The following is a 13,880-nucleotide window of genomic DNA, read 5'->3' on the forward strand; positions in this document are numbered from 1 at the left end:
CGACGGCGCGCTCGTGCCTGGCGCCGCCGCTCTGTCGGAGAAGTGCTACGCTGCCGGGCAGTCGACATCCTTTAACGATCCGTCCAGAGAGGCGGAGAAGGAGGTCAAGTCTGGTATGTGCGCCGCGAGTGACACCGGCCGCGAATTGATGTCGGCGGCCGACGTGGGCCGCACCATTTCCCGCATCGCCCATCAGATCATCGAAAAGACCGCGCTCGACGGTCCCGACGCGCCGCGGGTGGTGCTGCTGGGCATCCCCACGCGGGGCGTGATCTTGGCCGAGCGGCTGGCCACCAACATCGCCGAATACAGCGGGGTGGAAGTCGGGCGCGGCGCCCTCGATATCACCCTGTACCGGGACGATCTGATGCAGAAGCCGCCGCGGCCGCTGGAGGCCACCTCGATCCCGGCGGGCGGCATCGATGACGCGCTGGTGATCCTCATCGACGACGTCCTGTACTCCGGGCGCTCGGTGCGCTCGGCGCTGGACGCGCTGCGCGACGTGGGCCGTCCGCGGGCGGTGCAGCTCGCGGTGCTGGTCGACCGCGGCCACCGCGAGCTGCCGCTGCGCGCCGACTACGTCGGCAAGAACGTCCCGACGTCCCGCAGCGAGAGCGTGCACGTGCTGCTGAGCGAGCAGGACGGGCGCGACGGGGTGGTGATCTCGCGATGACGCGTCACCTGCTGGCCGCCGGCGACCTGAGCCGCGACGAGGCCACCGCCATCCTCGACGACGCGGACCGGTTCGCCCAGGCGTTGGTGGGCCGCGAGATCAAGAAACTGCCGACGCTGCGCGGCCGCACCGTGATCACGATGTTCTACGAGAACTCCACCCGCACCCGGGTCTCGTTCGAGGTGGCCGGCAAGTGGATGAGCGCCGACGTGGTCAACGTGAGCGCGGCCGGGTCGTCGGTGGGCAAGGGCGAGTCGCTACGCGACACCGCGTTGACCCTGCGGGCCGCCGGCGCCGACGCGCTGATCATCCGGCATCCGGCGTCCGGCGCGGCCCACCTGCTCGCCGACTGGACGTGCGCCGACAACGACGCCGGCCCCTCGGTGATCAACGCCGGGGACGGCACCCATGAGCACCCGACGCAGGCGCTCCTCGACGCGCTGACCATCCGCCAGCGCCTCGGCGGCATCGAGGGCCGGCGCATCGTGATCGTCGGCGACATCCTGCACAGCCGGGTCGCCCGCTCCAACGTCATGCTGCTGAACACCCTGGGCGCCGAGGTGGTGCTGGTGGCGCCGCCGACGCTGTTGCCGGTAGGCGTCGACGGGTGGCCGGTCACCGTCGCAGGCGACTTCGACGCCGAGCTGCCCGGCGCCGACGCGGTGCTGATGCTGCGCGTGCAGGCCGAGCGGATGAACGGCGGCTTCTTCCCGTCCGTGCGCGAATACTCCTCCCGCTACGGGCTTTCCGATCGCCGCCAGGCCATGCTGCCCGGCCACGCCGTGGTGCTGCACCCGGGTCCGATGCTGCGCGGCATGGAGATCGCATCCTCGGTGGCCGACTCGTCGCAATCGGCTGTGCTGCAACAGGTCTCCAACGGTGTACACGTGCGGATGGCGGTGCTGTTTCATGTGCTCGTCGGCGCCGAGTCGGCCGGAAGTGAGGGGGCGGCGTGAGCGTGCTGATCCGCGGGGTCCGGTTGTACGGCGACGGCGACCGGGTCGACGTGCTGGTCGATGACGGCCAGATCGCCGAAATCGGGGCGGGACTGGCCGTCCCCGACACCGCCGACGTCATCGACGCCACGGATCAGGTGCTGCTGCCCGGATTCGTCGACCTGCACACCCACCTGCGCGAGCCGGGCCGCGAATACGCCGAGGACATCGAAACCGGCTCGGCCGCAGCGGCCTTGGGTGGGTACACCGCGGTGTTCGCGATGGCCAACACCAATCCCGTCGCCGACAGCCCGGTGGTCACCGACCACGTCTGGCACCGCGGCCAGCAGGTCGGCCTGGTCGACGTGCACCCCGTCGGCGCCGTCACCGTCGGGCTGGCCGGCACCGAGCTCACCGAAATGGGCATGATGGCCGACGGGGCCGCGCAGGTCCGGATGTTCTCCGACGACGGCGTCTGCGTGCACGACCCGCTGGTGATGCGCCGCGCGCTCGAGTACGCCACCGGCCTGGGCGTGCTCATCGCCCAGCACGCCGAGGAACCCCGGTTGACCGTCGGCGCCGTCGCCCACGAGGGACCCACCGCGGCCCGGCTGGGACTGTCGGGCTGGCCGCGGGCCGCCGAGGAATCGATCGTCGCCCGCGACGCGCTGCTGGCGCGCGACGCCGGCGCCCGCGTGCACATCTGCCACGCTTCCACCGCGGGTACCGTCGAGATCCTGAAATGGGCCAAGGACCAAGGGATCTCGATCACCGCCGAGGTCACCCCGCATCACCTGTTGCTCGACGACAGCAGGCTGGCCAGCTACGACGGGGTGAATCGGGTCAATCCGCCGCTGCGCGAAGCCGCCGACGCGGCGGCGTTGCGTCAGGCCCTGGCCGATGGGGTAATCGACTGTGTGGCCACCGACCATGCCCCGCACGCCGAGCACGAGAAGTGCGTGGAATTCGCCTCGGCGCGTCCCGGCATGCTGGGGCTGCAGACCGCGCTGTCGGTCGTCGTGCAGACGATGGTGACGCCCGGGCTGTTGACATGGCGCGATGTCGCGCGGGTGATGAGCGAGAACCCAGCGCGCATCGTCGGGCTACCCGATCACGGCCGCCCGCTGGAGGTGGGGGAGCCGGCCAACCTCACGGTGGTGGACCCCGACGCCACCTGGACCGTCGCCGGCTCCGATCTGGCCAGCCGGTCTGCCAACACGCCGTTCGAGTCGATGGCCCTGCCCGCCACCGTGACGGCGACCCTGCTGCGGGGCAAGGTCACCGCTCGAGACGGGAAGTGCCCGGTATGAATTCAGGCACGCTGGTGGGGTCGCTGATTTTCGCGGCCGCGCTGGTGGTGGTGATCGCGGTGGTGATCCAGCTGATGATGCGCAGCTGGCGGCGTCGCTCGCAGCGGCAGGCGGAACTGATCGGCGGCCTGCCCGACGTGCCCGCCCAGGTGGGCGCGGCGCTCCTCACCAGCCGCGGCCACTATTGCGGCTCGATGATGGCGCCGGGCTGGAACGAGCGGATCGCCGCCGGCGATCTGGGTTTCCGCAGCAAAGCTGTGTTGACCCGCTATTCCGGCGGAATCATGGTGGAACGCCAACGGGCCCAACCCATTTGGATTCCGCAGGACTCGATCACCGCTATTCGTATGGAGCGCGGCATGGGCGGCATGGTCGCGGCCAGGATCGGCATATTGGCAATTCGGTGGCGGCTGCCGTCAGGAGTCGAGATCGACAGCGGCTTTCGGGCAAACCACCGCGACGACTACGCCGCGTGGCTGGGGTCTGAGGAGGATCGGCGCTCGTGAGTAAAGCCCTGCTGGTGCTCGAGGACGGGCGCGTGTTCACCGGAACGCCGTTCGGCAAGGTGGGTCAAACGCTCGGCGAGGCCGTGTTTTCCACCGGCATGTCCGGCTACCAGGAGACGCTGACCGACCCCAGCTATCACCGGCAGATCGTGGTGGCCACCGCGCCGCAGATCGGAAATACCGGCTGGAACGACGAGGACGCCGAGAGCCGCGGCGACAAGATCTGGGTTGCCGGCTATGCGGTGCGCGACCCGTCGCCGCGCGCCTCCAGCTGGCGCGCCACCGGCACGTTGGAGGACGAGCTGGTCCGCCAGGGCATCGTCGCGATCGCCGGTATCGACACCCGCGCGGTGGTTCGGCACCTGCGCAGCCGCGGCTCGATGAAGGCCGGGGTGTTCTCCGGCGAGTCGCTGGCCGCGCCGGCCGAGCTGCTGGAGCGGGTGCGGGGCCAGCAGTCGATGCTGGGCGCCGACCTGGCCGGCGAGGTCAGCACCGAGCGCGTCTACATAGTGGAACCGGAAGGGCCGCAACGGTTCACCGTGGCCGCCCTGGACCTGGGCATCAAGACCAACACCCCACGCAATTTCGCCCGGCGCGGCGTGCGCAGCCACGTGCTGCCGTCCTCGGCGACCTTCGAGCAGATCGCCGACATCAAGCCCGACGGAGTGTTCCTGTCCAACGGCCCCGGCGACCCCGCCACCGCCGACCATGTCGTCACGGTCACCCGCGAGGTGCTGGGCGCCGGGATCCCGCTGTTCGGCATCTGTTTCGGCAACCAGATCCTCGGCCGGGCGCTGGGCCTGTCCACCTACAAGATGGTCTTCGGCCACCGCGGCATCAACATCCCGGTCATCGACCATGCGACCGGGCGGGTCGCGGTGACCGCGCAGAACCACGGCTTCGCGCTGGAGGGCGAGGCGGGCCAGTCGTTCGACACGCCGTTCGGCGCGGCGATCGTCAGCCACACCTGCGCCAACGACGGGGTGGTCGAGGGCGTCAAACTCGCTGACGGCCGGGCGTTCTCGGTGCAGTACCACCCGGAGGCCGCCGCCGGTCCACACGACGCGGAATACCTGTTCGACCAATTCATCGACCTGATGGCAGGTGAGCGCTGATGTTTCTCCCCGCGAGCGACCGTGTTTGTACGGCGACACGCCGGAGACGGTGTGCAAACGCGGTCGCTCGCGCCACGGAAAGGGGGAGGTAGTGCCGCGCCGCACCGACCTGCGCCACGTGCTGGTGATCGGCTCGGGGCCGATCGTCATCGGCCAGGCGGCCGAATTCGATTATTCCGGCACCCAGGCCTGCCGGGTGCTGCGAGCGGAGGGGCTGCAGGTCAGCCTGATCAACTCCAACCCGGCCACCATCATGACCGACCCGGAGTACGCCGACCACACCTACGTCGAGCCCATCACCCCGGCGTTCGTCGAGCGGGTGATAGCCCAGCAGGCCGACCGCGGCAACAAGATCGACGCGCTGCTGGCCACGCTGGGCGGGCAGACCGCGCTCAACACCGCGGTCGCGCTGTATGAGAACGGGGCGCTGGAGCGCTACGGCGTCGAACTGATCGGTGCCGACTTCGACGCCATCCAGCGCGGCGAGGACCGCCAGCGCTTCAAGGACATCGTCGCCAAGGTGGGCGGCGAATCCGCCCGCAGCCGTGTGTGTTTCACCATGGACGAGGTGCGCGAGACGGTCTCCGAACTCGGCCTGCCCGTCGTCGTGCGGCCCAGCTTCACCATGGGCGGGCTGGGCTCGGGGATGGCCGACTCCGCCGAAGCCGTCGACCGGATGGCCGGCGCCGGGCTGGCCGCCTCGCCCAGCGCCAACGTGCTCATCGAGGAATCGATCTACGGCTGGAAGGAATTCGAGCTCGAGCTGATGCGCGACGGCCACGACAACGTCGTGGTGGTGTGCTCCATCGAGAACGTCGACCCCATGGGCGTGCACACCGGCGACTCGGTCACCGTCGCGCCCGCCATGACGCTCACCGACCGCGAATACCAGCGGATGCGCGACCTGGGCATCGCGATCCTGCGCGAGGTCGGCGTGGACACCGGCGGCTGCAACATCCAATTCGCCGTCAACCCCCGCGACGGCCGGCTGATCGTCGTCGAGATGAACCCGCGGGTGTCCCGGTCCAGCGCGTTGGCCTCCAAGGCCACCGGCTTTCCCATCGCCAAGATCGCCGCGAAGCTGGCCATCGGCTACACCCTCGACGAGATCGTCAACGACATCACCAAGGAGACACCGGCCTGCTTCGAACCCACGCTCGACTACGTCGTCGTCAAGGCGCCGCGGTTCGCGTTCGAGAAATTCCCCGGGGCCGACCCGACCCTGACCACCACGATGAAATCCGTCGGTGAGGCAATGTCGCTGGGCCGCAACTTCATCGAGGCGCTCGGCAAGGTGATGCGGTCGCTGGAGACCGACCGCGCCGGCTTCTGGACCAAGCCCGACGACGAGCGGGACATCGATGAGGTGCTGACCCGGCTGCGGACCGCCACCGAGGGCCGGCTCTACGACATCGAACTGGCGCTGCGGCTGGGCGCCTCGATCGAACAGGTCGCCGAGGCCAGCGGCGTCGACCCATGGTTTCTCGCCCAGATCGCGGAGCTGGGCAAGCTGCGTACCGAGCTGCTGGACGCCCCGGTGCTCGACACCGAGCTGCTGCGGCGGGCCAAGCACAGCGGGCTGTCGGACCGCCAGATCGCCGCGCTGCGGCCCGAATTGGCCGGGGAGAACGGGGTGCGCTCGCTGCGCTCGCGGCTGGGCATCCACCCGGTGTACAAGACGGTGGACACCTGCGCGGCCGAGTTCGAGGCCAAGACGCCGTATCACTACAGCAGCTACGAACTCGACCCGGCCGCCGAGACGGAGGTGGCCCCGCAGGCCGAGCGGCCCAAGGTGCTCATCCTCGGGTCGGGGCCGAACCGCATCGGCCAGGGCATCGAATTCGACTACAGCTGCGTGCACGCGGCTACCACGCTGAGCCAGGCGGGTTTTGAGACCGTGATGGTCAACTGCAACCCGGAGACGGTGTCCACCGACTACGACACCGCCGACCGGCTGTACTTCGAGCCGCTGACGTTCGAGGACGTCTTGGAGGTCTTCCGCGCCGAACAGCAGTCGGCACAGGGCGGCCCGGGAGTCGCGGGCGTCATCGTGCAACTGGGCGGCCAGACCCCGCTCGGGTTGGCCCAGCGCCTGGCCGACGCCGGGGTCCCGATCGTGGGCACCCCGCCGGAGGCGATAGACCTGGCCGAGGACCGCGGCGCTTTCGGTGACGTGCTGGCCGGCGCCGGATTGCCGGCGCCGAAATACGGCATGGCAACGACTTTCGCGCAGGCCCGCCGGATCGCCGAGGACATCGGTTATCCGGTGCTGGTGCGGCCGTCCTACGTGCTGGGCGGCCGCGGGATGGAGATCGTCTACGACGAGGAGACGCTGGAGGGCTACATCACCCGCGCCACCGCGCTCTCGCCCGAGCACCCGGTGCTGGTGGACCGATTCCTCGAGGACGCGGTCGAGATCGACGTCGACGCGCTGTGCGACGGCAGCGAGGTCTACATCGGCGGCATCATGGAGCACATCGAGGAGGCCGGCATCCACTCCGGCGACTCGGCGTGCGCGCTGCCGCCGGTCACGTTGGGCCGCAGCGACATCGAGAAGGTGCGCCGTGCGACGGAGGCCATCGCGCACGGCATCGGCGTGGTCGGACTGCTCAACGTGCAGTACGCCCTCAAGGACGACGTGCTCTATGTCCTGGAGGCCAACCCGAGAGCAAGCCGTACCGTCCCCTTCGTATCCAAGGCCACCGCCGTCCCGCTCGCCAAGGCGTGCGCCCGGATCATGTTGGGCGCCAACATCCCGCAACTGCGCGCCGAAGGCATGCTGGCGGCTTCCGGGGACGGCGCGCACGCGGCCCAGAACGCCCCGATCGCGGTCAAGGAGGCGGTGTTGCCGTTCCACCGCTTCCGCCGCGCCGACGGGGCCGCCATCGATTCGCTGCTGGGCCCGGAGATGAAATCGACCGGCGAGGTGATGGGCATCGACCGCGACTTCGGCACCGCCTTCGCCAAGAGCCAGACCGCCGCCTACGGCTCGCTGCCGGCCGCGGGCACCGTGTTCGTGTCGGTCGCCAATCGGGACAAGCGGTCGCTGGTGTTCCCGGTCAAGCGCCTCGCCGACCTGGGCTTCCGCGTCCTGGCCACCGAGGGCACCGCGGAGATGTTGCGCCGCAACGGGATTCCCTGCGACGAGGTGCGCAAGCACTTCGAGCCGCCGCAGCCCGGGCGCCCGGCCGCCTCCGCCGTCGACGCGATCAGGGCAGGCGAAGTCGACATGGTGATCAACACGCCGTACGGCAACTCCGGTCCACGCATCGACGGCTACGAGATCCGTTCGGCCGCGGTGTCGGTCAACATCCCGTGCGTCACGACGGTGCAGGGCGCCTCCGCCGCCATCCAGGGCATCGAGGCGGGCATCCGCGGACACATCGGCGTCCGTTCCCTGCAAGAGCTGCACAGCCTCATCGGCCAGGGCCCCGCGCCCGACGGAGGCGCCCGGTGACACGGTTCGGCCTCCGGCTGGCCGAGGCGAAAGCGCAACGCGGCCCGCTGTGCGTGGGCATCGACCCGCATCCCGAGCTGCTCCGCGCCTGGGACCTGCCGACGACGGCCGACGGGTTGGCCGCGTTCTGCGACGCCTGCGTCGAGGCGTTCGCCGGCTTCGCCGTCGTCAAGCCCCAGGTGGCCTTCTTCGAGCCTTACGGCGCCGCCGGGTTCGCGGTGCTGGAACGCACGATCGCGGCCCTGCGATCGCTCGGCGTGCTGGTGCTGGCCGACGCCAAGCGCGGTGACATCGGCACGACGATGGCCGCCTATGCCGCCGCCTGGGCGGGCGACTCGCCGCTGGCCGCCGACGCCGTGACGGCCTCGCCGTACCTGGGCTTCGGCTCGCTGCGGCCGCTGCTGGAAGCCGCCGCGGCGAACGACCGGGGCGTGTTCGTGCTGGCGGCGACATCCAATCCCGAGGGCGCGACCGTGCAGCGCGCCACGTTCGACGGCCGCACGGTGGCCCAGCTGGTCGTCGACCAGGCGGCGGTGGTGAACCGGTCCGCCACGCCGTCGGGGCCCGGGTACGTCGGCGTGGTGGTGGGCGCGACGGTGCTCGAGGCCCCCGACCTCAGCGCGCTGGGCGGGCCGGTGCTGGTGCCGGGGCTGGGTGTGCAGGGCGGACGGCCCGAGGCGCTCGCCGGGCTGGGCGGGGCGGATCCCGGCCAGCTGCTGCCCGCGGTGGCCCGCGAGGTGCTGCGCGCCGGGCCGGGGGTGCCCGAGCTGCGCGCGGCCGGCGAGCGGATGCTGGACGCCGTCGCCTATCTGGCAGCCCCGTAGGCGCCTGTCGGGCGCCGACTGTGCGCCCCAGGCACCGAAAACGCCCCAGATTCGTCCATAGGGCCCACGCTCGCGGGGCCTAGCAGCCCCTCAGTCCGACGCGAGCGCGGTGCCGGGCCTGGCGGTCTCCACGATCACGGTGGTGGCCTTGACGACGGCCACCGCGACGCTGCCGGGCCGCAGCTGCAACTCCTCGGCGGCCTCGGTGCTCATCAGCGACACGACGGTGAAGGGACCGCACTGCATCTCCACCTGGGTCATCACCTTGTCGCTGGTGACCTTGGTGACCAGCCCGACGAACCGGTTGCGGGCCGAGCTGCCGATGCTGAGCGGGTCCGGCGGCGGGGCGGGGGCGTTGGTCCGCGAAAACCGGGCCAGGTCCTCGCTGGCGATGACCTTGCGGCCGGCCGCGTCGTGACCGACCGCCAACGAGCCCTGATTGATCCATCGCCGGACGGTGTCGTCGCTGACTCCGAGCAGCTCAGCGGCCTGACGAATCCGCAGGTTCGACACCGCTAGATGGTAACCCGGCGGGTCTTCGCTGCGGGCCGTACCAGCAATCGCGCGTGATCGCGCCGCGACGGGCGGCGCAGGCGCGACACGCGCGACACGCGACGAAAAATGCGCGATCCCCGACACGAGGCGTTTCGCGCCGCCGTCGCCGCCCTGCGGCCCCGTGGCGGCGGCAAGCAACGCGCCGACCCGACGCATTAAAACCGCTGGTCAGGGCAGCAATTTCGGCGGCCCACACGGCGAGGGTGCCGTCCCGATCTCGCCGCGTCGGGCCGTCGCCGGCCATGCTCGAGGCGGCGGATTTTGGGACCATTCGCCCGGCTCATGCTGGGAGTTTGTCCCCTGAACGAGGGGGTCGGGTTAGATTTCGTCAGAAGGCCTGAGTACGGTCGTCTCCGCTGGCTGAAGTACCCGGCAGAGACAAAAAGCGATCGATTGAGATTGATTGATCAGATACGGAGGAATCGTGGCCCTTCCCCAGTTGACCGACGAGCAGCGCGCGGCCGCGTTGGAGAAGGCGGCTGCCGCACGTCGAGCGAGAGCAGAGCTCAAGGACCGGCTGAAGCGCGGCGGCACCAACCTCACCCAGGTGCTCAAGGACGCCGAGACCGACGAAGTCCTGGGCAAGATGAAGGTTTCCGCGCTGCTTGAGGCGTTGCCCAAGGTTGGCAAGGTCAAAGCGCAGGAAATCATGACCGAGCTGGAGATCGCCCCCACCCGCCGCCTGCGCGGCCTCGGCGACCGCCAGCGCAAGGCCCTGCTGGAAAAGTTCGGCTCCTAGCCAGGCCTCGGCCAACCCGCCCCGTGGGCGCACCGGCCCAGGAGTGCCAGTGAGCGCTGGCGGGGGACCGGACGTCGAGCACGGGACGCGTCCCGCACCACCAGGTAAGGGGCGTGTCGTCGTGCTGTCCGGTCCCTCCGCGGTCGGCAAGTCGACAGTGGTCCGGTGCCTGCGCGAGCGGATTCCGGACCTGCATTTCAGCGTGTCGGCGACGACGCGGGCGCCACGGCCGGGCGAGGTCGACGGTGTCGACTACCACTTCGTCAGCCCCGCCCGCTTCCAGCAGCTCATCGACGACGGCGCGCTGCTGGAGTGGGCCGACATCCACGGCGGGCTGCACCGATCGGGCACCCTGGCCGAGCCGGTGCGAACCGCCACAGCCGCCGGGAAACCCGTGCTCATCGAGGTCGACCTGGCCGGCGCCAGGGCGGTCAAGAGGGCGATGCCCGAGGCCATCACCGTGTTTCTCGCGCCACCCAGTTGGCAGGACCTGCAGGCCAGGCTCGTCGGCCGGGGCACCGAAACGCCGGAGGCCATGCAGCGTCGCCTGGAGACCGCCCGCGTCGAAATGGCGGCCCAGGACGACTTCGACGAGGTCGTGGTCAACACGCAATTGGAGTCTGCGTGCGCCGAATTGGTATCCTTGCTGGTGGGAACTGCGCCGGCTCGGCACGACCCGGCTGGCCAGACCGAAAGCCAGACCACATCGAATCCAGATTGAGCATCCGAATTGCCAGCGGTACCAGCCGCTCTAATCCGCCAGGGAGATTGACCTCAGTGACTATTCCGCAGTCCGACGCGGCGTTGGCCGCCGTCCCCGACCGGTTCGACCCATCGGCGGGAGGGCACGGCGCCTACGACACCCCGCTGGGCATCACCAACCCGCCCATCGACGAGCTGCTGGACCGCGTGTCGAGCAAATACGCCCTGGTGATCTACGCGGCCAAGCGGGCCCGCCAGATCAACGACTACTACAACCAGCTCGGCGAGGGCATCCTCGAATACGTTGGGCCGCTGGTCGAGCCGGGACTTCAGGAGAAGCCGCTGTCGATCGCGCTCCGCGAAATCCACGCCGACCTGCTCGAGCACACCGAGGGCGAGTAACAGGGCAGGGGCCGGCGCTGTGAACGACCGCGATCGGGTCGCGAAAAATGTCATCGTCGGCGTCTCCGGTGGCATAGCCGCCTACAAGGCGTGCACGGTCGTTCGCCAGCTCTCCGAGGCCGGCCACCTGGTCCGGGTCATCCCCACCGAATCCGCGCTGCGGTTCGTCGGCGCCGCCACGTTCGAGGCGCTCTCCGGCCAGCCCGTGCACACCGGGATATTCGAGAACGTCCCGGCGGTGCCGCACGTCCAGCTCGGCCAGAAGGCCGACCTGGTTGTGGTCGCGCCGGCCACCGCGGATCTGCTGGCCCGGGCGGTGCACGGCCGCGCCGACGACCTGCTGACCGCGACCCTGCTCACGGCGAGATGTCCGGTGCTGTTCGCGCCGGCGATGCACACCGAGATGTGGTTGCACCCGGCCACCGTCGACAACGTGGCCACCCTGCGGCGCCGCGGCGCGGTGGTGCTGGAACCGGCGTTCGGCCGGCTCACCGGCGCCGACAGCGGCTCCGGCCGGCTGCCCGAGGCCGAGGAGATCACCACCCTGGCCCAGCTGCTGCTGGAACGCCACGACGCGCTTCCCTACGACCTCGCCGGCTGCAAGATGCTGGTGACCGCCGGCGGCACCCGCGAACCGATCGACCCGGTGCGCTTCATCGGCAACCGCAGTTCCGGCAAGCAGGGCTACGCGGTGGCCCGCGTCGCCGCCCAGCGCGGCGCCGAGGTGACGCTGATTGCCGGGCACACCGCGGGGCTGATCGACCCGGCCGGCGTCGAGGTGGTCCATGTCAGCTCCGCGCAGCAGCTCGGCGACGCGGTGGCCAAGCACGCCCCCGCGGCCGATGTGCTGGTGATGGCCGCGGCGGTCGCCGACTTCCGCCCCGCTCGGGTTTCCGCCGCCAAGATCAAGAAGGGCCCGAACGACCAGGACGGGCCACCGGCCATCGAGCTGGTGCGCAACGACGACGTACTGGCCGGCGCGGTGCGGGCGCGCGCCAGCGGCGAGCTGCCCAACATGCGGGCCATCGTCGGGTTCGCCGCGGAAACGGGCGACAGCAACGGCGATGTCCTGTTTCACGCCCGGGATAAGTTGCGCCGCAAGGGGTGTGACCTGTTGGTGGTCAACGCGGTGGGCGACGGCAGGGCGTTCGAGGTGGACAGCAACGACGGGTGGCTGCTCGCGTCCGACGGCACCGAGTCCGCGCTGCAGCACGGCTCCAAGACGCTGATGGCCAGTCGTATCGTGGATGCGATCGCCGCGTTCCTGCACGGCGGCGGCTAATCCGGTTCGGTTTCCCCGCGGCGCCGGGCCGGGTGCCGGCCGGCCCGATGCCAGCCGATAAAATTCGGTTTACTAACTATTCGGAAGGAATTGAGACTGTGAGCCAAAAGGGTCGCCTGTTTACCAGTGAGTCGGTGACTGAGGGACATCCCGACAAGATCTGTGACGCGATCAGCGACTCGGTCCTCGACGCCCTGCTGGCGCAGGACCCCCGCTCACGTGTCGCGGTCGAGACGCTGGTCACCACCGGTCAGGTGCACGTCGTCGGTGAGGTGACGACGACGGCGAAGGAGGCGTTCGCCGACATCACCAACACGGTGCGCGCGCGCATCCTCGACATCGGCTACGACTCCTCGGATAAGGGCTTCGACGGGGCGTCGTGCGGGGTGAACATCGGCATCGGTGCCCAGTCGCCCGACATCGCCCAGGGCGTGGACACCGCCTACGAGGCGCGCGTCGAGGGCGAGCAGGACCCGCTGGACGCGCAGGGCGCCGGCGACCAGGGGCTGATGTTCGGCTACGCGATCAACGACACCCCCGAACTGATGCCGCTGCCCATCGCGCTGGCCCACCGCCTGTCGCGGCGGCTGACCGAGGTGCGCAAGAACGGCGTGCTGCCCTACCTCCGTCCCGACGGCAAGACGCAGGTCACCATCGAATACGAGGACGACGTCCCGGTCCGGCTCGACACCGTGGTGATCTCCACCCAGCACGCGGCCGACGTCGACCTGGACAACACGCTCACACCCGACATCCGGGAAAAGGTGCTCAACACCGTGCTCAACGACCTCGCGCACGGCACGCTGGACACCTCGTCGACGCGGCTGCTGATCAACCCGACCGGCAAGTTCGTGCTCGGCGGCCCGATGGGCGACGCCGGGCTGACCGGCCGCAAGATCATCGTCGACACCTACGGGGGATGGGCCCGCCACGGCGGCGGCGCCTTCTCCGGCAAGGATCCGTCCAAGGTGGACCGGTCGGCGGCCTACGCGATGCGCTGGGTGGCAAAAAACATCGTCGCCGCCGGGCTGGCGCAGCGGGTGGAGGTGCAGGTGGCCTACGCCATCGGCAAGGCCGCCCCCGTCGGCCTGTTCGTGGAGACCTTCGGCACTGCCACGGTCGACCCGGTCAAGATCGAGAAGATCGTCCCGGAGGTGTTCGACCTGCGGCCCGGCGCCATCATCCGCGACCTGGACCTGCTGCGCCCGATCTACGCGCAGACCGCCGCCTACGGTCACTTCGGGCGCACCGACATCGAGTTGCCGTGGGAGCAGCTGAACAAGGTCGACGACCTCAAGCGCGCGGTCTAATCCCGCCGAGCAGACCGAGCAGACCGAGCAGACGCAAAATCCCCCGACGCGCCGGTCCGTCGGGGGATTT

General features: G+C 70.0%; 13 protein-coding genes. 12 read left to right on the forward strand and 1 reads right to left on the reverse strand.

All coding sequences use genetic code 11. From position 1 onward, the window contains the following. Window positions 1–115: 115 nt before the first annotated feature. The 7 genes from pyrR (at window position 116) to pyrF (ending at window position 8,820) form a co-directional block, all read left to right on the forward strand. Window positions 116–673, forward strand: a complete 558-nt coding sequence (gene pyrR, locus KXD96_RS13810) for a bifunctional pyr operon transcriptional regulator/uracil phosphoribosyltransferase PyrR (protein ID WP_260745073.1) — start codon at window positions 116–118, stop codon at window positions 671–673. Next, window positions 670–1,629 carry an aspartate carbamoyltransferase catalytic subunit gene (locus KXD96_RS13815; protein WP_260745074.1) on the forward strand — a complete coding sequence of 320 codons (960 nt, stop codon included), beginning with the start codon at window positions 670–672 and terminating at the stop codon, window positions 1,627–1,629. Before pyrR ends, KXD96_RS13815 begins: the two co-directional genes overlap by 4 nt. After that, window positions 1,626–2,918 (forward strand): dihydroorotase, encoded by a 1,293-nt coding sequence (locus KXD96_RS13820; RefSeq protein WP_260745075.1) that lies wholly within the window; start codon window positions 1,626–1,628, stop codon window positions 2,916–2,918. Before KXD96_RS13815 ends, KXD96_RS13820 begins: the two co-directional genes overlap by 4 nt. After that, a complete protein-coding gene (locus KXD96_RS13825; protein WP_260745076.1) occupies window positions 2,915–3,424 on the forward strand; it encodes a transporter in 510 nt (169 codons plus the stop codon). Before KXD96_RS13820 ends, KXD96_RS13825 begins: the two co-directional genes overlap by 4 nt. Beyond that, the gene (gene carA / locus KXD96_RS13830) at window positions 3,421–4,539 is read left to right on the forward strand and encodes a glutamine-hydrolyzing carbamoyl-phosphate synthase small subunit (RefSeq protein ID WP_260745077.1); all 1,119 of its coding nucleotides are present in this window, start codon (window positions 3,421–3,423) and stop codon (window positions 4,537–4,539) included. Before KXD96_RS13825 ends, carA begins: the two co-directional genes overlap by 4 nt. Window positions 4,540–4,630: 91 nt before the next feature. Continuing rightward, complete coding sequence (gene carB / locus KXD96_RS13835) at window positions 4,631–7,996, forward strand: carbamoyl-phosphate synthase large subunit (RefSeq protein WP_260745078.1); 3,366 nt, start codon at window positions 4,631–4,633, stop codon at window positions 7,994–7,996. Continuing rightward, window positions 7,993–8,820: an orotidine-5'-phosphate decarboxylase gene (pyrF, locus tag KXD96_RS13840; protein ID WP_260745079.1), complete on the forward strand. Its 828-nt coding sequence runs from the start codon at window positions 7,993–7,995 to the stop codon at window positions 8,818–8,820. Before carB ends, pyrF begins: the two co-directional genes overlap by 4 nt. Window positions 8,821–8,910: 90 nt before the next feature. Here pyrF and KXD96_RS13845 read toward each other — a convergent pair whose 3' ends face one another. After that, a complete protein-coding gene (locus KXD96_RS13845) occupies window positions 8,911–9,333 on the reverse strand; it encodes a molybdopterin-binding protein (RefSeq protein WP_260745080.1) in 423 nt (140 codons plus the stop codon). 466 nt (window positions 9,334–9,799) lie between these two features. On the opposite strand from KXD96_RS13845, the gene mihF reads away from it, so the two are divergent. From mihF to metK, 5 genes are all read left to right on the forward strand, one after another. Beyond that, window positions 9,800–10,114, forward strand: a complete 315-nt coding sequence (gene mihF / locus KXD96_RS13850; protein ID WP_007171927.1) for an integration host factor, actinobacterial type — start codon at window positions 9,800–9,802, stop codon at window positions 10,112–10,114. Window positions 10,115–10,163: 49 nt separating this feature from the next. After that, complete coding sequence (gene gmk, locus KXD96_RS13855) at window positions 10,164–10,835, forward strand: guanylate kinase (protein WP_260745088.1); 672 nt, start codon at window positions 10,164–10,166, stop codon at window positions 10,833–10,835. 56 nt (window positions 10,836–10,891) lie between these two features. After that, a complete protein-coding gene (rpoZ, locus tag KXD96_RS13860; protein ID WP_260745089.1) occupies window positions 10,892–11,218 on the forward strand; it encodes a DNA-directed RNA polymerase subunit omega in 327 nt (108 codons plus the stop codon). A gap of 19 nt (window positions 11,219–11,237) precedes the next feature. Beyond that, entirely contained in the window at window positions 11,238–12,500 is a 1,263-nt protein-coding gene (gene coaBC / locus KXD96_RS13865) for a bifunctional phosphopantothenoylcysteine decarboxylase/phosphopantothenate--cysteine ligase CoaBC (protein WP_260745090.1), read from the forward strand. Between the two features lie 98 nt (window positions 12,501–12,598). Then, window positions 12,599–13,810: a methionine adenosyltransferase gene (metK, locus tag KXD96_RS13870; RefSeq protein WP_260745091.1), complete on the forward strand. Its 1,212-nt coding sequence runs from the start codon at window positions 12,599–12,601 to the stop codon at window positions 13,808–13,810. Window positions 13,811–13,880 lie beyond the last annotated feature (70 nt).

Origin of the sequence: Mycobacterium sp. SMC-2 (assembly GCF_025263485.1) — a bacterium.
GTDB lineage: Bacteria > Actinomycetota > Actinomycetes > Mycobacteriales > Mycobacteriaceae > Mycobacterium.